Origin of the sequence: Pedobacter sp. ISL-64 (assembly GCF_018613605.1) — a bacterium.
Lineage (GTDB): Bacteria > Bacteroidota > Bacteroidia > Sphingobacteriales > Sphingobacteriaceae > Pedobacter.
On sequence record NZ_JAGGPU010000006.1, the window covers coordinates 615,200 to 638,474 of the forward strand.

At 39.3% G+C, this 23,275-nt stretch carries 18 protein-coding genes; 12 read left to right on the forward strand and 6 right to left on the reverse strand.

Translation table 11 applies throughout. The features are described from left to right. Positions 1 to 15: 15 nt before the first annotated feature. Together J7E57_RS10615 and J7E57_RS10620 are read left to right on the forward strand one after the other, a co-directional pair. A complete protein-coding gene (locus J7E57_RS10615; protein ID WP_215127805.1) occupies positions 16 to 960 on the forward strand; it encodes a gliding motility-associated C-terminal domain-containing protein in 945 nt (314 codons plus the stop codon). 18 nt (positions 961 to 978) lie between these two features. Next, positions 979 to 1,959: a type IX secretion system membrane protein PorP/SprF gene (locus J7E57_RS10620; protein WP_251029877.1), complete on the forward strand. Its 981-nt coding sequence runs from the start codon at positions 979 to 981 to the stop codon at positions 1,957 to 1,959. A gap of 44 nt (positions 1,960 to 2,003) precedes the next feature. On the opposite strand, the gene J7E57_RS10625 is transcribed toward J7E57_RS10620, so the two are convergent. Further along, entirely contained in the window at positions 2,004 to 3,884 is a 1,881-nt protein-coding gene (locus J7E57_RS10625; protein ID WP_215127807.1) for a gamma-glutamyltransferase family protein, read from the reverse strand. Positions 3,885 to 4,060: 176 nt separating this feature from the next. Beyond that, positions 4,061 to 4,384: a TfoX/Sxy family protein gene (locus J7E57_RS10630; RefSeq protein ID WP_215127809.1), complete on the reverse strand. Its 324-nt coding sequence runs from the start codon at positions 4,382 to 4,384 to the stop codon at positions 4,061 to 4,063. 247 nt (positions 4,385 to 4,631) lie between these two features. Here J7E57_RS10630 and J7E57_RS10635 point away from each other — a divergent pair, with 247 nt between their 5' ends. Beyond that, positions 4,632 to 4,943: a hypothetical protein gene (locus J7E57_RS10635; protein ID WP_215127811.1), complete on the forward strand. Its 312-nt coding sequence runs from the start codon at positions 4,632 to 4,634 to the stop codon at positions 4,941 to 4,943. A 109-nt stretch (positions 4,944 to 5,052) separates the two neighbouring features. Here the strand turns inward: J7E57_RS10635 and J7E57_RS10640 are convergent, their stop codons facing one another. The 3 genes from J7E57_RS10640 to J7E57_RS10650 form a co-directional block, all read right to left on the reverse strand. Then, positions 5,053 to 6,471: a glycoside hydrolase family 28 protein gene (locus J7E57_RS10640; protein WP_251029878.1), complete on the reverse strand. Its 1,419-nt coding sequence runs from the start codon at positions 6,469 to 6,471 to the stop codon at positions 5,053 to 5,055. A 51-nt stretch (positions 6,472 to 6,522) separates the two neighbouring features. Further along, the gene (locus J7E57_RS10645) at positions 6,523 to 8,151 is read right to left on the reverse strand and encodes a sodium/sugar symporter (RefSeq protein WP_215127813.1); all 1,629 of its coding nucleotides are present in this window, start codon (positions 8,149 to 8,151) and stop codon (positions 6,523 to 6,525) included. A 125-nt stretch (positions 8,152 to 8,276) separates the two neighbouring features. Continuing rightward, positions 8,277 to 9,284 (reverse strand): LacI family DNA-binding transcriptional regulator, encoded by a 1,008-nt coding sequence (locus tag J7E57_RS10650; protein ID WP_215127815.1) that lies wholly within the window; start codon positions 9,282 to 9,284, stop codon positions 8,277 to 8,279. A gap of 501 nt (positions 9,285 to 9,785) precedes the next feature. Here J7E57_RS10650 and J7E57_RS10655 point away from each other — a divergent pair. From J7E57_RS10655 to J7E57_RS10695, 9 genes are all read left to right on the forward strand, one after another. Further along, on the forward strand, positions 9,786 to 10,673 hold the full coding sequence (locus tag J7E57_RS10655; protein ID WP_057934786.1) for an inositol oxygenase family protein: 888 nt from the start codon (positions 9,786 to 9,788) through the stop codon (positions 10,671 to 10,673). Between the two features lie 64 nt (positions 10,674 to 10,737). After that, positions 10,738 to 13,776: a SusC/RagA family TonB-linked outer membrane protein gene (locus tag J7E57_RS10660; protein WP_215127817.1), complete on the forward strand. Its 3,039-nt coding sequence runs from the start codon at positions 10,738 to 10,740 to the stop codon at positions 13,774 to 13,776. An 18-nt stretch (positions 13,777 to 13,794) separates the two neighbouring features. Continuing rightward, positions 13,795 to 15,468: a RagB/SusD family nutrient uptake outer membrane protein gene (locus tag J7E57_RS10665; protein ID WP_215127819.1), complete on the forward strand. Its 1,674-nt coding sequence runs from the start codon at positions 13,795 to 13,797 to the stop codon at positions 15,466 to 15,468. 118 nt (positions 15,469 to 15,586) lie between these two features. Continuing rightward, positions 15,587 to 16,567, forward strand: a complete 981-nt coding sequence (locus tag J7E57_RS10670; RefSeq protein WP_215127821.1) for a purple acid phosphatase family protein — start codon at positions 15,587 to 15,589, stop codon at positions 16,565 to 16,567. Between the two features lie 70 nt (positions 16,568 to 16,637). Beyond that, a complete protein-coding gene (locus J7E57_RS10675; protein WP_215127823.1) occupies positions 16,638 to 17,864 on the forward strand; it encodes an acyltransferase family protein in 1,227 nt (408 codons plus the stop codon). 170 nt (positions 17,865 to 18,034) lie between these two features. Next, on the forward strand, positions 18,035 to 20,326 hold the full coding sequence (locus J7E57_RS10680; protein WP_215127825.1) for a GH92 family glycosyl hydrolase: 2,292 nt from the start codon (positions 18,035 to 18,037) through the stop codon (positions 20,324 to 20,326). A 567-nt stretch (positions 20,327 to 20,893) separates the two neighbouring features. Continuing rightward, positions 20,894 to 21,163, forward strand: coding sequence for a hypothetical protein (locus tag J7E57_RS10685; protein WP_199564372.1), 270 nt, complete (start codon positions 20,894 to 20,896; stop codon positions 21,161 to 21,163). A gap of 227 nt (positions 21,164 to 21,390) precedes the next feature. Then, positions 21,391 to 22,011, forward strand: a complete 621-nt coding sequence (locus J7E57_RS10690) for a Crp/Fnr family transcriptional regulator (RefSeq protein WP_215127827.1) — start codon at positions 21,391 to 21,393, stop codon at positions 22,009 to 22,011. A gap of 238 nt (positions 22,012 to 22,249) precedes the next feature. After that, positions 22,250 to 22,609, forward strand: coding sequence for a DUF1801 domain-containing protein (locus tag J7E57_RS10695; protein WP_215127829.1), 360 nt, complete (start codon positions 22,250 to 22,252; stop codon positions 22,607 to 22,609). Positions 22,610 to 22,846: 237 nt separating this feature from the next. Here the strand turns inward: J7E57_RS10695 and J7E57_RS10700 are convergent, their stop codons facing one another. Then, complete coding sequence (locus J7E57_RS10700; RefSeq protein ID WP_215127831.1) at positions 22,847 to 23,197, reverse strand: nuclear transport factor 2 family protein; 351 nt, start codon at positions 23,195 to 23,197, stop codon at positions 22,847 to 22,849. Positions 23,198 to 23,275: the final 78 nt, after the last annotated feature.

Here is a 23,275-nt window from a genome sequence, read left to right on the forward strand (position 1 = left end):
ATGATTGTTGTATAAATGAAGCTAAGGATATACTCCTTTCTGGCTTTGGCTATATTGTTGTTTTTTATTCAAACAGCAAAGGGCCATATTGCTCCCAATGGGCGGCAAACCATTACGATCAGACAAGGGTCGTCGGTGGTTTTGCGTGCAAATTCGGCTGGAGCGGCTTTATATATATGGTACAAGGATGATGTGTTAGTGAAGAACCAAAACAAAGCAACACTTATCACCGCCACCGCAGGCATTTATAAAGTAGCTACTGTAAATAAATTTGGTTGCACATCCGATATTTCAGATGAAATAGAGGTTATTGTATTGCCACAGCTTATTGCGGATGTAGCCATAACAAAGCGATCAGAATCAAAAATTGTAGTGGGCGATCAGGTTTTCGAATATTACCTGAATGTTAGAAATAATGGTAAAGATGATGCCACCCAACTGATGATTAAAGATGCGCTTCCTGATAACCTTTCTTTAGAAAACCTGGCCCAGCCAACAGATGGAATAGCGAGCTACGATCAGCTAAACCGAACCATTAACTGGAACATTCCCTTACTGGCCAATGGCAAGTTTGCTGAGCTGGTAATCAGGGTAAGATCCAAGCAATCGGGTATGGTGACTAATACAGCGACTGTTACTGCAACAGAATTTGACCCTAACCTGGCCAATAATACATCAACTGATAAAAAAGAGATTTCAGGTTTAAGAATACCAAATGTCTTCACGCCCAATGGGGACGGCAAGAACGACACTTTTTATATTGAACACCTGGAATCTTTTGAATCGAACGAAATAACAATTATTAACCGTTGGGGAAGTACGGTTTATCAATCCAATCACTATAAGAACGACTGGACTGCTCCAGGATTAACGGATGGAACTTACTTCTACGTGATTAAAGTTAGAAATGGAACAGCAACCTGGCAAGATTACAAAGGTTATGTAACGGTAATCAGGTAAATAAAACAAAATACAGACATGAACATTTTGAAAAGGATATTTCTTGTTTTGACCATTACGATATTATCTGTTAAGGTTTTTGCGCAACAAGATGCCCAATTTGGGCAATATGTTTTTAATAACATGTACATCAATCCTGCATATGCGGGTTATAAAGAAGAGCTTTACTTACAGGCTTTCGCCAGAGCACAATGGACTGGTGTTCGGGGCGCACCACAAACCCTTTCTATATCTGCAGATGAGGCTATAAATGACGAAAGTATTGGTCTGGGGATGATTGTAACCAAGGACAAAATAGGTGCACAAAACACTTTAAATGCATCGGCAAATTTCGCTTACAGGATAAAACTTGATCGTACTGAAACTAATATCCTCGCTTTCGGTTTAGGTGTAGGTGTAATACAGACCTCCTTAAACGGCAATTTGTTAGATCCTATCGAAATCGGCGATAACCGTATTCCGACAGGATCAATAAGTCAGACCATGCCCGATATACGCGCCGGCATTCATTATTCAAATGAGCAATTTTTTATCGGTTTTTCGGCAAATAACCTCTTGTCAAAAACCTTATCGGTATTTGACGATTACAATTCGCTAAACGTTAAAATTCAGCCTCATTTTTACTTGAGTGCAGGGGTAGCATTACCTGTAAATGACGATTTTGTTTTTAAACCAACCTTTTTAATTAAAGATGATTTACATGGACCAACGTCATTAGATTTAAATGCCTTTTTACTGGTAAAAGAGCGCTTCTGGCTTGGTGCAGTTTATCGCACTTCGGTAAAAATTTATCCTAAAGAAAACCTGCAGCCTGGATTAACCAGTAGAGCGGCAGTTGGTTTCATCAGCGAATTGTTTATAAAATCTAACCTGCGTATTGGTTATGGTTACGATTACAGCCTCAATAAACTGAGCAATTATGATTATGGCTCGCACGAAATCTCAGTTGGCTATTATATAGAAACCAAAAAGAGCCGAAGACCAAAGTGTTATTTTTAGGCGCTAATCAAAATGTAGTGCATATCATTCATCGAACCAATGTATTACCATGCAATACCATAATCTTCGCCATGGTTACTCGAGCCACCTTGCAAACTATTGTGCTTCCAATCAAAATAAATGGCATTGATTGGCCCACTGGTCCGTTCAGAAAAACTGAGGATATAACCCATTTTTTTCAATTCATTGCGCACCTCCTCTTTCGTGTTGGTATTTAACAAAATCTGACCAGGTTTTGGTGCTCTGTCGCTCGTTTTAGTACCACCCAATGAAAGCCAAAGCTGATTCGTGTTAAAGTTAGCCGCTTCGGTTGCCTTTTGCACATTCATACCAAACTCAGCCATATTTAAAAAGAACTGCAGCAAGTTCTGATCCTGGGTATCTCCGCCCTGAACTGCAGCCGATACAAATGGTTTACCATCTTTGATAAACAATGAAGGCGACAGGGTTACCCTTGGCCTTTTGCCCGGTGCAACAACATTGAAGGGATTTAAGGTAGAATCGAGCACAAAACTTTGCATCCTTTGACTCATCCCAATGCCTGTATTACCGGCAATACAGGCCGGAAGCCAGCCACCACTTGGGGTAACAGATACTACCCAACCGGCCTTGTCTGCAGCCTCTATCGATGTTGTTCCCCTCCACAAACGGCCTTCATAAATTTCTTTTGGCGTATTGTTCCCAAGGTCGTGCTTTGGCGCAAAGTTACGCTTGGTTGTATCAGGATTAAAGCCTCTACTTTTTAATAGATTTAAATAAGGGTTTTTCTTGCCTTCGTATAGATAAGGATCGCCAGGACCAGTGTTTACATCATTTTTATCAAGCTGAATAAGCGAGGCCCTTTGTTTTGCATAATCTTTACTTAACAGACCTTTCATTGGTTCAGCAGGACTTTGGTTTGGATCACCATAATAAAAATCGCGATCTGCAAAAGAAAGGTTCATGGCCTGATAAACAGTATGGATATATTTTGAGCTATTGTAGCCCATTGCTTTTAGGTCGAAATTCTCTAATATATTCAAAGCTTGCAGTAAAACAGGACCTTGTGTCCACTGTTGTAATTTGTATACTTTAATCCCTTTATAATCGGTGCTTAATGCTTCTTCTTCAACTGGTTTCCATTTAGCAAGATCATCCATGGTAATCAGACCTCCTTGTTCTTTACTCCCACGCACGAATTCCTTGGCGATGTCTCCTTTATAAAAACGATCGTAAGCAGCCATTAATGCCTCTTGTCGAGAGCTACCTTTCTTCAACGCAGCTTGCTCTGCTTCAACCATTTTGGTTAGGGTGGCCAAAAGATCTTTTTGAATAAAAACCTCACCTGCTTCTGGCGCCTCACGCTTTTCGCCCAAATGTGGCAATAGCACTTTTTTACTGTAAGGCCAGGTTTTGATCAATTCTTTATCGCGCTCCATACTGTTTGCAGCCTGTGCTTCTATGGCATAACCCGCAGCCATGTGCATGGCAGGTGCCAGAACCTGCCCCAGGCTCATGCTACCATATTTACTCAGCATATAAATCAGTCCGCCGGGTGTACCTGGCGTGGTTGCAGCCAAGGGGCCGTATTCTGGTGGAAAACTATAACCTTTAGCTTTAAAAAAGGCTACGGTTGCTCCAGTTGGGGCAACGCCCATTGCATTAATCGCGATCACCTTTTTTGTATTCGGATTGTAAATTAGTGCCTGTGTTTCTCCTCCCCAGCTTAAAGTATCCCACATGGTGCAGGTAGCAGCCAACATGGCACATGCTGCATCAACTGCATTTCCACCTTGCTGAAAGATCATCGACCCTGCTGTTGCTGCCATCGGCTTTCCGGTTATGGCCATCCAGCTGTTCCCATAAAGCATTGGCTTTTGCGTTTGCTGTGCAAATAAAGGGCGAAGAGAGAGTGATAGTAACAGAAACAGGGCTAAATTTTTCATAGTTCCAATATAGCTAAAATATGTACCACAGTAGTCCTTCATCCGCACAGCCCCCCTAATTATGGGTAATAAAACAAGCTTGTTACAAATTTAAGCACCACCAGAACAGCCTACCCTAGTGCGTACAGTTAGCTTTTGGTCAATTCATCCACCTCGAAGAATGTAAGGCCCTGTTCTCATTTCTTTTTCTTGGGTTTGGGTTCAGGCAGTTCTGCTACAGTGATGCTAACCAGTTTTTTTAACCAATCGCGATCTTCCAACTGCTCTTCGATTAGAAACTGATTTTTTGTGCCTGGGTAAGGAGGTGCCTCCACAACATCTTTTATATATGCCCTTCCAGATAAAGTTGGCTTAACAAACAGCTTGTTATCGCACACTAGTGCAAACAACTTATCATCAAAATACAAGCCGTATTCGCCAAACATTTTTTTATAAGTAACATGTCCGGAATAATCCATCTGATCTATTATAAAGTCTACGAATTTCTGTTCTGAGGCCATTGTAAATTGATCTAATTTGAAAGGTGTAATATGAGTAAAGCTAAAACGAATAATTGAAAAGAAAATCTTTAACTGTTTTCACTATTAAATTCTACCTGCTTCAAGCACTAAGATAGGAACAATCGTCGATTATATTAAGTACGCCCATTCACTAATCATTGATTATTGCTTTTCTTTTGATTCTGGTTTGCAATAATGGGCTTAATCGCTAAATTTGTCGCCCAAATGAACAATTGACACAAAATATATGATTGTTCTAAAAGGTAAAAAGAATAAAATGGAAGAAAACGATTTTGTTTCTATCTGGCTGGAAGAAACCGGAAATCCTGCGATTGAGAAACTAGCGCAGCTAAATCTTGAAGTTGCCAATAAAGCTACAGAAGTACTTGCAGAAAGAGGTGCAACAGAAAACCATCTTGCTTCCATACTGGATATTAATCCTGATGAAATTAAAAGATGGTTAGCTGGCAGACATGTCTTCAGCATCAAAACCATTAACGAAATTGTAATTGCAATGGCCGAGATTACTCAAAAAGAACAACAGCCTGAATTCCAATAAATATCAATTATACCTCTAGTCTTCATTAAGCGCCAATGTAAATCAATACGATCTTCCTGTAGGTTATAAAAGGGGCTACAGCCGAAGCATTTACTGGCGCAAGCCTTAATTATTTATCTACAGTAGTTTCGTTAAAGTTCATCGTTTTGAGCTTACTTACATTCTTTTGTTCGATGGCTTTTCCGGCATAACCAGGTTTATTTACTCCCCATGCCACATTGCTGTTAAGTACACTGATGTATCCCGTATTTTCAAAATAAAACCCTGCAATTGCACTTTTAACAAGTCCTTCTACATTGCTCGGCCTACGGTCGTATACGCCTCCTTCTTCCTTTGTGGTTTTATCAAGATAAACACTAACCTGATCAAAGTAGATCTCTGAAATTTTGTCGGGACTTTCGCCACTGATATACACACCACTTTCTCCCGTACATCTGATATTACTGAAATAAATATTTTTAACCGCTCCTACCTTTCCCTTGGTTTGTCCTTTTGGTAAACGCCAACCAGCATCTTTATTGTTGCTGGTTGCTCTTGGGTAAGCAGTAATATAAATCGGCTCTGCCTTGCCCCACCATACATCCGAAAAAAGTTTGGATTCGATAAACAGATTGGAGAAAATTACGTTGTTTACTGTGCCCTCATCACGATTTTGAATACCAATACCGCGGTTGCTTTTCCTGATATTACAGTTATTGATGAGCACATTACTGATCCGGTCCATATTTTCAGAACCTATTTTAATGGCGCATGAGCTAGAGGTCATGGTGCAGTTACTAATCACAATATTTTCGCAGGCACCATATTCTTCAAATTCACGTCTGTTTTTTAAGCAGATACAATCATCACCTGATTCGATAAAACAATTGGTAATCCTCACATTTTTACTATGATCAAGATCAATCCCATCGCTGTTACGGATTTTAATACTGTTCAACAGCGTAATATTTGATATCGATACATCATTACAACCCACTAAATGGACCGTCCAGTAGGCTGAATTCTGAAAAGTTACCCCATCTATGTTCAGTTTATTACAACCGATCAAAGTAAGCAAATGCGGCCTGGGGTCTACAACATTAAAGGGTTTTAACACATACGAGTCGCTAAGCTCCTCCCCCATAAACGAAATCCCATTTCCATCAATTACGCCTGTTCCACTGATGCTTACCTGTTCTAGTTTTTCTCCGCCTATCCAAATGGTTCCCTCGCCTTTGTTTTCACGAAAGGCACTTTGAGTATATAATTTTTCATCCGGACTAGCCAAGAGCTTAGCACCACCCTCCACTCTTAAATCGATGAACGATTTTAAGTTAAAAGGACCAGTTAAAAACACATAACCAGCTGGTACAATTACCTGCCCGCCGCCTGCTGCTGCACAGGCATCGATGGTTTTCTGAATAGCAGCTGCATCATTGGTTTTGCCATCGCCAACTGCGCCGTAGTTTTTAATATTGTATAATTTATTTTGGGCCAGTGTACCGAAAGAAATCAGCATTGCAAAAAAGAGTAATATTTTGATCTTCATTTTCAATTCATTAGGAATAAATATATAGGGCTATTTTAGGCAAAGACCCGTTTACCAAAAAACGGTATAAAGTGCTGCAAGAATACCACATATTATAACCGAGGCAATGGTAAATGCCGGAGTAACCTTAAACATGCTACGGTCTATTTCAAGACCCTGTGGATTATCTTTACTTTTCGGATCGGTTAGTGTAACCAAAACCATCAAAACGATGATGATCACAAATACCCACGACATCCTGTTTAAGAAAGGGATTGGTTCAATGGCCCCATCGGTTAATGTGGGCAAAAATTTAAATAAGATAGATAATGGTATGGTTAATAATGCAGCAGTAAGGGCTGCGCGAGAAGTGGTTTTCTTCCAAAAAAAGCCCAGTAAAAAGATGGCAAAAACACCCGGTGAAATAAAACCGACATATTCTTGAATGAACTGATAAACCTGATCAAAACTGCGCAATGCAGGCGCAATAACGATAGCAATTAAGGATGCAATAACCACAGACCACCGACCAACTGAAACCAAACGTGTTTCTGAAGCTTCGGGTTTGATAAACTTTTTGTAAATATCCAGTGTAAAAATGGTGGCTATACTGTTACATTTACCGGCCAGAGAGGCCACAATGGCAGCAGTGAGCGCGGCGAAAGCCAAACCTTTTATCCCTGCGGGCAATAAATTCATGAGCACCGGATAAGCATGATCGGGTTTAACTGTTCCTGCTGCATCTAGCATTTCGGAATGAAAATAACCACGTTGATAAAGCACATAGGCCGCAATACCTGGAATAACAACAATTACCGGAATTAGTAATTTTAAAAATGCAGCAAATATTAGTCCGTTGCGCCCGGTCTTTAAATCAGCTCCCAATGCCCTTTGAACGATATACTGGTTACAGCCCCAATAATTTAAATTATTGATCCACAAACCACCTACCAGTACCGCAATACCTGGCAGTTCGTTGTAGAATTTATCTCCTTTCGAAAATATCATATGAAAATGATCAGACGCTTCACTGCGTAATAATGGAAGCGAGGCTAAAACACTTGGCGCATCTAATTTTTCGGCTACGAGTTTAAGTGCCATATAACAGGTAATCAACCCACCTGCAACTAAAACAAAAACCTGTATTACATCGGTATAACCAATTACCTTCATCCCACCCAGCGTAATGATAGCAGAAAAAATGGCCAGGAAAATGATGCATATATTAAAAGGAACGCCTGTAATGGTTTCAATAGCAATGGCACCAAGAAAGAAAATAGACGTTAAGTTTACAAACACATAAACGAGTAACCAAAAAACAGCCATCAGTGTACTCACCGTATTATTATAGCGGTTAGACAGGAACTGTGGCATGGTGTAAATTTTGTTCTTAATATAAATGGGTAGAAAGAATATGGCTACAATAATTAGCGTGGCGGCTGCCATCCATTCGTAACTTGCAATGGCAAGCCCCATAGCAAAACCCGAACCCGACATGCCAATAAAATGCTCGGCAGAAATATTAGAAGCAATGATAGATGCACCAATTGCCCACCAGGTAAGCGAGCCTTCTGCCAGAAAATAATCTTTGGTATCGGTACGTTTTTTTTTCTTGCTCCGATAAACCCAATAGCCATATGCCGAAACAATAATAAAATACATCAAAAAAACAGCATAATCGAATGCAGACAGGTGGTTCATATAGATTTTTTATATTTGGGTTTTTTAAAAATCAGAAAAAATCCCAATGTTGGGGGCTAAATTCGATTATTTAATTACGTAAACGTTTTCGCCTAGCTTGTAGCAACAACATAGACTTATCCCCGTTAACAGCCTGTTGATTCGCGCTTAGTGAGCACTGATTTCAATATAATATTCTGTTCATCATCCAGTTGTTTATTATTGAGAATTTTGAACAGGCATTTTGCCGCTTCGCGCCCGATTTCGAAGGCTGGCTGTGAGATTGTGGTAAGCGAGGGGCTCAACAGTTTTGCGGTACTCAGGTTCGAAAAACTCAGTATTTTCACATCATCCGGAATCTTTAGGTCCATTTCTCTACAGGCGCAATAAGCAGGAATAATAAATTCTTCAATGGATGAAAAAAGTGCATCGGGCTTATACTCCTTGAGCAACTCCTTTATGTGTTGCAGATTAAGTTCTTCGTCATCCTGATATTTAACAACAGGCTGCTCATCAGCAGCTATTCCATGCGTTTTCAGTGCATCAAGATAACCCGCAAACCTGGCTTTACCAGCAGGAAGATTTTCCAACCCATATAAGTACGCAATTTTGGTACAACCGCATTCAATTAAATGCTCAGTCGCCTGAAAAGCAATTTCGTAATCATCTGTAGTTACTTTAACTGCGTCCAGGTTTTCATAAACCCGGTCAAAAAACACCAATGGAATTTTCTTAACCAGGTTGGTATAATATTCACTGTTATACTCACTGCTCGATACTGATGTAAGAATACCATCTACCCGGCCATTTAATAAACTATTGGTGAAGGCAACTTCTGCTTCTATATTCTCGTGGGTTTGATAAATAAGTACATGATAACCGTATTGCCTGGCAATCTCCTCAATTCCTTTTATGGATAGTGAGAAAAAGTTATTGGCTACACAGGGAATAATCACCGCTACAGTTTTAGTTTTATGGCTCCGTAGGTTGCTGGCGGCTGGATTGGGTGTATAATTTAACTCTTTGGCTAAAGTCCACACCCTGTTTTTAGTTTTTAAACTGATCTCGTAACTGTCATTGAGGGCCTTAGAAACGGTTGCGATGGAAATATTTAATTCCTGAGCCAACCGCTTAATGTTCACTGCTTCCGCCATGTCTTAAAAATTTGTTTAGTTAGTTTTTTCAGAGGAAAATGCCCCATATAGCACTTTAGTTAGCGATATTATAGGTCAAAAGCTTCTTTTTCACCAGCATCTTCATCAAAAACAATCCAGCATGCCCCAATTGTTAGCGCGGGTTTGCCGAATTTATGTTCATAACATTTGTTGGTTACAGCAATAAGATACTTCTTTTGACTAAGAAAAAGTATCTGCTACAAACGAAAATATGAAATAATCGTAATAACAACGTTTATTTCTTTTCTTTTATACATTTCACTAATGGGCATTCAGGCAGAAAAGGACGACCATTAGTACAACTCAAGCTGTAACCTATTAAATATAAACAAATTAAAGTTGATTATACTGTAAAGAATTAAAATTTACTTAATCGTTTACGTAAATAAAATCGGCAAAATATAAAAGTTTAAGCTTCTAAAAACTCAACTTTAACTTATAAAACCAAAGAAAATCTTTAACCAATCCATTTCTAGCCTTATGAGAAACCAAAGCGAAGCTTCAAAGGATAATCAAAATCCTTTGCAAAATCTTGATCAATGGGAAGAGGATATATTAATCCGCTACCCTGATCCAAAAAACATCAACGCTGAAAAAAAAGAAGAGCAGTTCAGAAATTATGATGAAACGGAAAAAGACAGCGTAAAAGAATTTTACAGGCTTAACCATACTTATCAAACCTATGATTTCGTAAAACAGAAAAAAGCAGATTATTTAAAGTTCGACAAACAGGAAATGCCGATTTGGAGTGCTTTTGATTTTCTGAATAAGTTAGTAGACGATTCTGATCCTGATACCGATCTGGACCAGATGCAGCACCTGTTACAAACATCAGAAGCCATTAGAAACGACGGTCACCCCGATTGGATGGTGTTGGTTGGTTTAATACACGATATGGGTAAGGTACTGTGCCTGTTCGGAGAACCACAGTGGGCCGTAGTGGGCGATACTTTTCCGGTAGGTTGCGCTTATTCAGATAAAATTGTTTATCCAGAATTTTTCAGTCAGAATCCGGATTTTAAAAACGAAACCTATCAGACCAAATTGGGTGTTTATACCCAAAATTGCGGGCTAGACAATGTAGACATGTCGTGGGGCCACGATGAATATGTCTACCACATGATGAAGCCCTACATTCCGGAGCCGGGATTATACATGCTCCGTTACCATTCCTTTTACTCGCAGCACAGGGAAAATGCATACGATCACCTGATGAATGAAAAAGATCATGAAATGTTCAAATGGGTTAACCTGTTTAATCCCTACGACCTGTACTCTAAAAACCCCAATCAGAAAAGCTGGGCTGAGCTTGAGCCTTATTACAAAGCACTTGTGGCCAAATATCTACCGGCTACTATTAAATTTTAACATTCTATCTCCAAACAATAACTAAACAAAACAACCAATTTATGAACCTAAATCTACAAAAATCATGAGATTTAAATGTACGAGCTTAAAGTATGCCAGCATCTTTCTGCTACTTTTACTGATCAGCCAATCGTTCAATACTGCTTTTGCACAAACGGAACGAAAAATTACCGGAAATTTAATAGACGATGCTAAACTGCCTATTGTTGGGGCTTCGGTTTCGGTAAAGGGCTCTAACAAAGTAACGGTTACCGGGGATAATGGTGCTTTTAGTATCACCGCTAAAAACGGCGACAAACTGGTGTTTACCTTTATGGGTTATGAACCCAAAGAAATTACCATTGGCACGGCTTCGAGTTATAAAGTAACCATAAAAGAAGCTACAGCATCATTAACCGATGTAGTTGTGGTGGGTTACGGTAAGGGTTCTCGCAAGGGCTTATCAAGTGCGATTACCTCGGTAAAACCCGAAGAATTAAATAAAGGCGCTATTGCAGATGTTGGGCAATTGCTACAGGGTAAAGTTCCGGGGCTGAATATTAGCGCCAGTGGCGACCCAAACAAACCTGCGGCAGTAATCTTACGCGGTGCATCTACCATTAATAGTCCGGGAGCACCTTTTTATGTGATTGATGGTATCCCAGGAGCAGACATTGCAGCCATAGCTCCGGCTGATATTGCATCGATCGACGTATTAAAAGATGCTGCAGCGACTGCCATTTATGGTAACCGTGCAGCTAGTGGCGTAATTATAGTAACTACTAAACGTGGTAAATCGGGTAAGCCGCAGTTAAGCTACAGCGGCTATTTAGCTGCCGAAAAAGTAAGTAATCAACTCGATTTAATGGATGCCGATCAACTAAGAGCTTACCTTACTGCTAACAAGGTTGCCTTTTCACCAAATGATGATAAAGGCGAAAATGTAAATTGGATGAAAGCCATTGAGCGTTCTACCGCATATTCACAAAACCATAACCTTTCATTTAGCGGAGGTACCGATCACAGCAACTATAGCGCCAGCCTAAACTACTTTAACAAGGAGGGTATTTTAAGTAAAAGTTCATTAAACCGGATTATTGGTAGGTTAAATATAGACCAATATGCTTTTGATGATAAGGTTAAATTTAGTTTGAACCTATCCAATTCGAGTAGCAAGTCTATTAATGAGCCATTACAGAACATTGTATTGTTACAGGCTGCAAAGCGCTTACCTGTTTCGCCAATTTATAATACAGATGGAACTTATTTCGAAAACCTGAATAATACAGGTTATTTTAATCCATTAGCCATCGCCAATAATGCACAGGACGAAACAAAATATAATGTTTTAATTGGTGGTTTTAATACAGAAGTAAAATTGCCGTTTGGCTTTACCTATAACATTAATTTATCTTACCAGAAAACTACCGCCAACCATGGTGAGTTCTACAGCAGTTACTTTGGAAAATACCCTACATCGAATTTTTATAACAATCCAGATCCAGGTATTGGCATAGCGCATACCCTAATTGGAGGTGTATTTGGCACCAATGGTTCAGCCTTAAGAAGCAACTTTGAAAACACCAATAAAATATTAGAAACATTCTTAACCTGGGATAAAAAAATCGGCGACCATACCTTAAATGCTGTACTGGGTTACAGTTACCAGGATAATATTGTTGGTGATGGTTTTCAAACTTCAAGCACAAATTTTCCAACAGATTACGTTGGTTTTCAAAACCTTACTTTGGGCAATCCCTATGCCATTCCGTCTTACCGTATTAATTTGGGAAACGACCTTACCTATGCAAGAATTTTGATGATCTCTGACTTTTTCAGGTTAAATTATAATTACAAGAGTAAATACTTTTTGCAAGGTTCAATCAGACGTGATGGAAGCTCCGCATTTGGAAAAAATAACCAATGGGGTTATTTCCCATCTGTTGGTTTAGCCTGGAGGGTAATCGAAGAAGATTTTATGAAGGGACAATCGTTTATAAGCGATTTAAAAATCCGTGCCAGTTACGGTGTTACCGGAAACTCCGCAGGTATAGGTGCCTATAATGCTCAGTTAGTTTATGGAATTAGTGGTACCTATTATAACAATGGCGTTCAGGCAGCAGCATATGCGCCAATACAAGGCGCAAATCCTGATTTGAAGTGGGAAAGAACGTCAACCAAAAACCTCGGGGTTGATTTCGGGATTTTAAACAACAAAATTACAGGTAGCGTAGATGTCTATGATAAGACCACCAATGGCATGCTTTTCCAATATAATGTACCCTCAGCACTTGTTCCAGGTGGTAGATTATGGGCAAACGGTGGTAGCATCAACAATAAAGGTATCGAAGTAAGTTTAAATGTATCACCAATCGCTACCAAAAGTTTTTCATGGTTGAGCACCATTAACATGGCTTACAATAAAAACAAAATTACGAGCTTACAAGGGCCTATCTCTAATGCAGATTCTGTTCGTTACTCAGATCCTGAAGGACCGGGGCAAACCAACGCAACTTTACAAATTCTGAAAGTCGGTTACCCGCTTGGCCAGTTTTTTACGCTAAAATACGCAGGTAAAGACGCTAGTGGCAACTCGCTATTTTACAAACGCGATGGTTCTACAACGACTACACCGAGCATTGGAACCGACTATTTCTACCTGGGTAATGCGCAACCAAAAGTAATAATGGGCTGGAGCAATACCTTCAAATATAAAGAATTGGAGCTGAATATCTTTTTAAGGGGAACCTTTGGCAATAAAATATTTAACGCCACCAAAGCAGATTTATCTTACACCGCAGGAGCAGCAGTTAATAATATACTAAACAGCGCTGCCGATGATAAAGTAACGGATACAAGAAACTCATTCTACTCAGACCGGTATATTGAAAGTGGTTCTTACGTACGTTTGGATAATGCAACTTTGGGCTATAATTTTAAAAACCTAATTAAGTATGTGAGTAATGTTAGGGTTTATTTATCAACCAATAATTTATTTACCATTACAGGATACAAGGGAATTGATCCCGAGATTAATCAAGGAGGCGCAGCCCCGGGTATAGATTATAATAACTTCTACCCTAAAACCCGTACTTTTTTATTAGGTCTTAACGCATCATTTTAAAACACAAATTTTAAAGACATGAAAAAGATATTATTTGGAATATTATTTGCACTAACCGGAGCATTAATATTCACCTCCTGTCAAAAACTCGAGGTACCCGTTACATCAGAACTTACACCAGAAACCTATCCTCAAACAGCAGCGCAATTAACATCGGCATCTGGGGCGGTATATATTAATTTAAGAAGTGATTATGCCACCACTTATTTCTTTTTACAAAGCAGTTCAACAGACGAATCGGTACTGCCAATCTTTGCTTCCGACTGGATTGACGGAAATAAATACCTTGAATTACATCGCCACACCTGGACAAAAGACAATGCATGGGTTGCAGCAGGCTGGTCATACCTGACCAATATTATTGGCACGGCCAATCAAACCATTTCGATTATTGGCCAATCAGCACCTGCAGGAGCTGCAAAAAATACCAACCTTGCAGAATTAAAAACCATGCGTGCCCTATCGTATTTTATGATGATGGATTTATATGGCAACGTTCCGTTGGATACGCTTTATGGTGCTACAGCATTAAAAACAAATTCAACAAGAGCACAGGTTTTCACCTATGTTGAAAGTGAACTTAAAGCAGCTATTCCTTATTTAAAATCGACTTCCGGTATCACAACTTATGGTTTACCTACCAAATACCTGGCTTATTCTATTTTGGCAAAGATGTACCTGAACGCTGCAGTATATACCGGAACGGCACGTTATGATGACTGCATTGCCGCCTGCGATCAGATCATTAGTTCGGGTTTATATAATATCGAGCCATCATCCAGTTATCTTCAGATGTTTTACCCAACAAATGGCCCTTTGCAAAAAGAATTTATCTTTGCCATACCATTTGATGCCTCTACATCAAATGGAAATATGTTTATGGCCCGCTACGATCTAAACCGTAATCTCGGTATACGTTATCAATACTCTGGCTCCACAACAGGCACATTTACCAACCCGGTTATGAACCAAAGCAGTGGCGGAGGCTTAGCAAATAATAAACCTAGCGGACCAAGAATGACCACCACTGAGTTTTATGCAAATTTTACCGATGCAAACGATATCAGAAACAAACAATGGCTTACCGGCCCGCAGTACTGGCCAGATGGAAGCCCGATAATGGTGAGCACTACAAATTTAGGTTATGATCAGTTTTATACTGGTGGTACGCCAGCTGGAGCACTAACTTATGCCCTAAATTTAACTCCTTTGAGCAGTTCACGTTTAGGTGCAAATGCTTACGATTTAGGGAAGGATGAAATTGCCTGGAATACGGGCTACCGCAACATTAAATTTATCGCGGATTACACCAATCCAATTAGCCGTAACCAAAATAACGATATGCCATTATTCCGCTATTCAGACATTATCCTGATGAAAGCGGAGGCTATATTCAGAGGTGGAACCCCAACATTAGGTGCTACTGCTTTGGGTCTGGTAAACAATATAAGAAGTAACCGCACCACTTCTGCAGCTTTAGGCGCATTGACATTGGATGTGCTTTACAATGAGCGTTCGAAAGAATTTGCCTGGGAATGCTGGCACCGTAATGATATGATCAGGTTCGGTAAATTTGAGAACACTTATGGTTTATCTAAAACCAATACCGACACGTATCGCCGTATATTCCCAATTCCAAGTACTGCAATAGCAACAAACAATACGTTGGTTCAAAACCCTGGTTACAATTAATCGGCGGTAAACAATACAAAAATTTCTCTGGGGTAAAAGCCAGAGAAATTTCTTTTTTCCCATCCTGTTTAAGGCCGGTGGCCCATCAAAATTTCTCAGGCACCTTAAATTTATCTCCATGAGGAAACACTTACTTTTACTGATTTTTCTATTCACTTACTGCTCATTACAAGCTCAGGTTTTACTAAAAACACAATCTGAAGCTACTCCCCCAACCAAAACTTTAACTAAAGATGCTTTATCGCTTAATTTTATTGCCATGGGCGATTGGGGCCGTAACGGTGCCGACCATCAGAAACAGGTAGCGCAACAAATGGGGATAACCGCAGCAGATGTTAAAGCACAGTTTATCATTTCCACAGGCGATAACTTCTACCCTAGCGGTGTAATCAGTGAGCATGATCCACTTTTTAAATATTCTTTTGAAGATATTTATACTGCATTTTCTTTGCAATGGGATTGGTATCCGGTACTGGGTAACCACGATTATAAATCCAATCCAGATGCCCAGGTTGCTTATTCTAAAATCAGCAGAAGATGGAAAATGCCTGCCCGTTATTATGCAAAGAAATTTCCTATTAACGGAGACCTGAACAATCAGGTATTGATTGCTTTTATCGATACCAACCCTTTGATTCCAGAATTTTACAAAAATTCAGAATATGGTCCAAACGTAAAAGGCCAGGATACTACCCAACAAAAACGATGGCTGGCCAAAGTATTAAGTGATGAAGATCCAAGCATCAGATGGAAAATTGTTGTGGGTCATCATCCCATGTATACTGGAGGAAGCCGCACAGATGGATATGATACCAAAGCAATCCGCAGGTCTCTTAAACCGGTTTTTGATCGTTATGGCGTAGATGTATACCTCACCGGGCACGAGCACAGCTTACAGTACATTAAACCTGAAGGTAAAACGCATCATTTCATTTCAGGAGCAGCATCAGAAAAAACACCTGTAAAACTCATTGATGATGCCCAGATGGTGGCTTCTGTTTATGGTTTCATGCTTTTTTCGGTCGGCAAAGATTTAATCCGCGTACAAACCATTAACGATGAAGGAGAAATTATTTATAATACCATTATCAAAAAATAAATGCTGCTTTTCTCCGAACAGCGCTTATTTTTAGAAAACAAAAATCGCCCATCATTAGCTTAAAAATATTATGGCCATTACCGAATCTGCACCACAGGATTTACTTTTACCGAAAAAGAAAAGATTACTTTCTTTAGATGCCTTACGCGGTTTTGACATGTTCTGGATTATTAGTGGAGAAGGTATTTTCCACGGACTGGCCAACGGTGTAATGAAAGAACACCATTTGATCAGAAATCCCAATGATTGGACCATCGCCAGTAATGGCCATTTATCGTTTCTTGAAAGGTTTTTGGTTGGCATCAGCAACCAGCTTCATCACTCCCTTTGGAACGGTTTTACTTTTTACGACCTGATTTTTCCACTTTTCATCTTTATCTCAGGTGTTTCGATGCCATTTTCTTACGAAAAACATTTAAATGCCGGAAATGATAAAAAAAAATCAGCAAAAGGTATTTATTATGCCCTGATCAGAAGAACACTGATTTTAATCTTTCTTGGAATAGTGGTAAACGGCCTGCTCAAATGGGAAGGCTACGAAAATACACGTTTCGCGAGTGTGCTTGGCCGTATTGCCTTATCCACTTTTTTTGCGGCTTTAATTTACCTCAATTTTTCGTTACGCAAACAGCTTATCTGGCTGCTCGGCATTTTATTTGGCTACTACATCATCATGATGGCCATACCTGTTCCTGGTTTTGGAAATGAGGTTTTAACACCCGAAGGTAATCTGGCAGCATATGTAGACCGCTTATTGTTACCTGGCAAACTCCATCGTGCAGTTTACGATCCAGAAGGTTTATTGAGTACTATTCCTGCCATTGCAACAGCACTTTTAGGGGTATTTACAGGAACATTTCTAAACACTAAAAACAACCGTTTCAGTCTGGTTCTAAAAGCTTTCTACCTCTTTATAGCAGGCATAATATTGGTTTCGCTTGGATTATTATGGAACCTGTTTTTTCCGGTTAATAAAAATATGTGGACAAGCTCTTTTGTGCTGGTTGCTGGTGGATGCAGTCTGGTGCTGTTTTCATTGTTTTATTACATTATTGATGTTAAAACTTATCAAAAATGGAGCTTGCCCTTCATCTGGATTGGTACAAATTCCATTTTAATTTATGTTTGTGCACATGGGCTTTTCAATTTCGAATCTACTTCACAATTCCTCTTTGGCGGAGTTATCGCTAAAATTCCTTTAGGCTGGCAACAGGCAGGTTTATGGCTAGGTGTTCTACTAATACAGCTTGGGATATTGAAATTTCTCTATGATAGAAAATGGTTTTTAAAAATTTAAGGCAAAGCCAGTAGGCTCATACGCTAAGTAATACTAGAAAGATCCTGAAACGAGTTCAGGATGACGAAACGAGCGATATAAAAACACCAAATTACCCTTGAAGAACAAAGAAGCAATAAAAGAACTTCCTTTAATATCAAGTCCTGGCCCCACTATACTATACATAACATATGTTGTTAACTGATTTAAAAAATAGAGCATCAAAATTCAAAAAAGGAATACAGTTTCTGTTCCTTTCGGCTATAGCGATCACTTATACAAACGTTGTTTATGCACAAAAACAGCCTTTAATTCCCTACGTTCAACCATTTTCGGGTACTTCGGCCAGTACAACACTGGCCAGCCAGCATATTGAAGATAAAACCGAACGCCTGGCCAATACCATTCCGGCTGTAGCACCGCCCTTTAGTATGACACAATGGACGCCGCAGACCCAGCTCACCGAAAAAAAATGTTTAGCTCCTTATTATTACAACAACAAAAAGTTTTACGGATTTAGGGCAAGCCATTGGATTAGTGGCTCTTGCACCCAAGATTACGGAAGTTTCACCATTATGCCAATTTCAGGCGAACTTAAAACCAATGCAGCTCAATACGCAGAAAATTATGCCCACGAAAACGAAGTTTCTACCCCATCCTATTACAAATTAAAATTACCTCAACATGAGCTGTTAACAGAAATTACAGCCAGCCTTAGAAACGGTGTAATGCGGATCACCGCACTAAAAACAGATAGCGTTTATATTTTAGTCACGCCCAATAGCGATCAGAACAAAGGTTTTATTCAGGTTGATGCAGAAAAAGGTGAAATTTCCGGATATAATCCTGTTCACCGGATTTATCAGGGATGGGGAGAACCTGCAGGCTTTAGTGGTTATTTTTACATCCGGTTCAAAAAAAACTTTACTTCAGCAGGGGTGTATAGCGAAGACCATATTTTCAATCAGCAAAACATCAGCAATAAAAAGGATATTGGTGCTTATGCAGGCTTTAAACTGCAAAAAGGAGAACAGTTAGTGATTTATTCCGGCACCTCTTTTACAAGTATCGCAGCTGCCAAGGCCAACCTGGAAAGTGAGATCAAAAATGATAATTTTGATACTGTTTTAGCACGTACCAATCAGGCTTGGGAAAAATCCCTATCACAGGTACATATTTCAGACACAAATGAAAAAGGTAAAAAAATCTTTTACACAGCCCTCTATCATGCCATGCAACATCCCAGGCTATACAATGATGTAGATGGGAAATATCCGCAATTTGAAGGAAATTATCAGAACAAAACAATAAATAAAGGCAATTATTACGATGATTTTTCGATGTGGGATATTTACCGTGCGCAATTACCTTTAGTTGAGCTATTGAATCCCAACTTAGCTAATAGCCTTGTTAATTCGATGATATTAAAAGGTCAGCAAGGTGGTTGGATGCCTATTTTTCCTTGCTGGAACAGTTATACTGCCGCCATGATCGGCGATCATGCTACTGCTTTCATCGCTTCGGCATATAATAAGGGGATCCGCAATTATGATATTAATGAAGCTTACCGATTGATGAGGCAAAATGCCTTTCAAATGCCCGATTCTGTCGATTATCTGAATGGAAAAGGCCGGCGTGGAATTAACAGTTATTTAAAATATGGCTATATTCCGTTAGAAGACAGTATCCCAAACGCTTTTCATAAAAAGGAACAGGTAAGTAGAACCTTAGAATATGCATACGATGATTATGCCCTCGCAAGTATCGCGAAAGATTTGGGTAAAGAAGCCGATTACCGGGAGCTTTCAAAACGATCGCTTAATTACCAACATATTTTTGATCCCAATGTTGGAATGGTTAGGGGCCGTTTTGCCAATGGCAATTGGTACAAGCCTTTTTATCCCGATCACCGCGAACCTTATATTACAGAAGGAACCCCAAGACAATATACTTTTTATGTTCCGCATGATATGCCCGGACTGATCAAGTTGATGGGTGGGCGTAAAAACCTCGAAAACGAACTGGATTCGCTCTTTAATAAAAAAGAATATTGGCATGGGAATGAACCTGGGCACCAGATTCCATTTTTATACAACTACACTTCTTCTCCATGGAAAACCCAGATGCAAGTATCACGCATTTTGGCTGAAGAGTATGGGGAAGGCGCTGGTGGTTTAAGTGGCAACGACGACGCGGGGCAAATGTCGGCATGGTATGTATTTGCAGCACTTGGCTTTTATCCGGTAGATCCTGTTTCAGGAAACTATCAACTCACCAGCCCTTTGTTTAAACAGGCTACAATAGCTTTTAAAAATGGCAAAAAATTAGTTATAACAGCCATTAAAAAGAACAAAAATTCTGTTTACATTTCAAAAATCATTTTAAATGGAAAGCCTTTTACTCAAAACCAAATTAAACACCAATTGCTGGTGCAAGGCGGAAAATTAATCTTTTATCTGCAAGATCAACCAGCCATGCTTTAAATGCCGAAAAACCAATCTACATATAAATAAAATTTAGATTAATAACCGTACTCAAAATGGCGTTGGCTAACAGAAAAACATTTCAACCCCAGTTAATCTTTAAATAAAACCAAGATCATTAGTATTGCACTTAACACAAGGATAAAAAGTATCATTCTTTTGGGAAAGACATTTTCACGCGCCTCATTACCGGTTTTATCTGATGTTTTTAAAGTTTTGTTTTCAACCTTCATAGTTAGATTGGTATAGATTGGATTTGACTGTTTTTGAGGCAAAAAGATTAAGAGGGAAAAAATATCTTTATTCATTGACCGTATCGCTCAAAACATCGATATTAAAACACCGCCCTACCCATCCCAAAAAATTGATTCTCGGCAAATGGGAAACCCTTATCTTAGGAAAAGTATACCAGGTATTTTTTCGTCAATACACAGCTCCACCAAACACTTAACAAACAAACAATAACCTGGTAACCTTGAGGAAACATTGATTGACTAACTTACAAATGCATTTGCCTACCCTAGGCAGAAAACAGGTAAACAAAAAAGTTTCGATAAATAGCAAGCTATGAAACAGCAGGCCAGAACGATCCCAGGAAAACTGGTAGATTTTGATTATAACAGATACAGGTTACCAACATTTGTAATGCAGTTTAAACCCTCCGTTTATCAAGACGGTGATTGTTATTATGCCGTATTATCCTTTGAGGAGGAACACGATGTTTCAGGTCTTGGAACCTCTCCTGAGGATGCACTGATAGACTGGAATGATAAAGTATGTGAAATGCTTGCCCTATCGGGCGCTTTACGCACATCGCTAAGTGCCAAAAACAAATAATTACCACAAAAACAGGCCATTTTAATCTTCGCCAAAATTTATATTGATGAGCCGTGATATAGCTTAACGGCCCGGTATTTGATGAGGACTATTATGATCAGCTGAATTTTCCCGACAACTGTTACTTGAGATCAAAAGACAATGCAATTAATCTGGAACAACGAAAATTTGAAAAGTTTGGTCTTCTAATTATTTTTATCTTATCTGAAAAGCTAAACTAAAGAATCATGGCAGGTGCGCAGGAAAACAACAAATGGGACTCCTATAACGGCGCTTCCCCAGTTATTGCCCTATACAATAGCTTTCACCCCCTAACCGTTGAAATGGAGGCGCTTATCGATAGCCACACCTTTCCTGTGAGTTTCCGCAAGAACAGATATATTATCTCTCCGATAGACCGTAATAGATATCTTTACCTGATTTTAAAGGGAGTAGTAAGGGGGTTCTATAAGGACTCTGGAACAGAGATCACTTCCTGGATCTGTCAGGAAAATGAAATTGTAGGGACCATTCGCAATCTATGGACTGAAGAAGAATCAGACGAATACCTCCAGGCAATAGAGGATGTAGAGCTGATTGCCATACCTCATGAACTCACGACTATGCTTTATAAAAATTTTGCAGAGGCAAACATTATTGGCAGAAAGATCATGGAGCTTCATTATAGAGGAGCGAATGACAGGGGCTTTATCTGCCAGATTCCCTCCGCTACGGGTCGCTATAAACACCTACTCCAGGCCTTCCCCTGGATGATTAACCGTGTGCCGCTCCGGTATGTTGCTTCGTTCCTTGGCCTAAGACTGGAAACGCTAAGCAGGATCCGATCAGTAGAAAACAAAAAAATATAAAAACATAGTCTGCGTTATTTTTAATCTTGCTGAAAGGCATGAAAATATTAAAGGCTGCTGATGCATTTGGCAAATCGGCAAAAATATACCAGGAAATAAATACGAGATTTATCTTATTCAAAAAAAGGGGAATTTCTGACCAATCAGTCTTAATTTACCCGTTAATTTGTCATTTATACACCTAATTCCCTCTATAAAAGATTTTGATATTTGTTATAATCATTAATATCAAACCATTATGAAACACACAAAGAAAGTAGATGAGTTTATCACTAAACTTGAACACCCACTTAAAGCAGAACTCGAAGCAGTAAGATCTATTATTGTCAATGCAAACCCCAAAATAGAAGAAGACATAAAGTGGGGAGGGCCTAGTTTTCTTTACAAAGAAGACCTGGCCACTTTCAATCCAAGAATTAAAAACTATGTAGCCCTTATCTTTCACAAAGGAGCACTCATCAATGTAAAATCAGACTTTCTTGAAGAGGCGAGTAAAGGAAAGGTTTATGCGAAATTTTATTCCATGGATCAGGTAATAGCAAACAAGGAACTTATTGAAAAAATGGTTAATGCCTGGATTGAACTGATGGACAAATAAATCTCATTGGGCTTGTTATTTCAGTACTGTTCTACCGTATTAAAAAGGCGATTTCTTAAAATCTATCTTAATAAAGATTTTTAGCAAAAAACAGCTTCTACCCGTTTGAATTCACTTGAACTGGTTAAAATTGTGTAAGCTTTTCTTATTGCTTTTCGCACTAGATTTAACGATAATACCGTTATTTCGAACCTGAAATGCTGTTTTTATTGATGCAATTAATAAAAAAGCGGAAATTCAACCTTTTGCAATAACAAAGCCACGTAGGTTTGCCATCTTGCCATCCCTGAACCGCCAGACATCGCAATAATCATATTTTACCCATTTCCCATCCCTTTCCTTTAATTCAATTTCCCCCACCGCAATAACGAACTCACCCTCGGCGATCAAATCCGTTACATTGAATTTCGGCGGCTCAATATAGGTTTCTGCCAGATACCTGCGGAGAGCCGCCTTACCGGTAATCGTCTGTTCGCCCACAAATTCCCATCTCTTATCCTCCGTACATAGTTCAAGGAATCCCTCATGATTACCCGAGCTTATAGCCTCATTGCCCCGGAGCAGTATTGATTTGTTTTTTTCCGACATTTTATTTCCCTTTATGTGTTCTGATCCGTTAATAACCGATACCCTGGGCAGATGGTTTGCAATAATTATTAAAGGGCT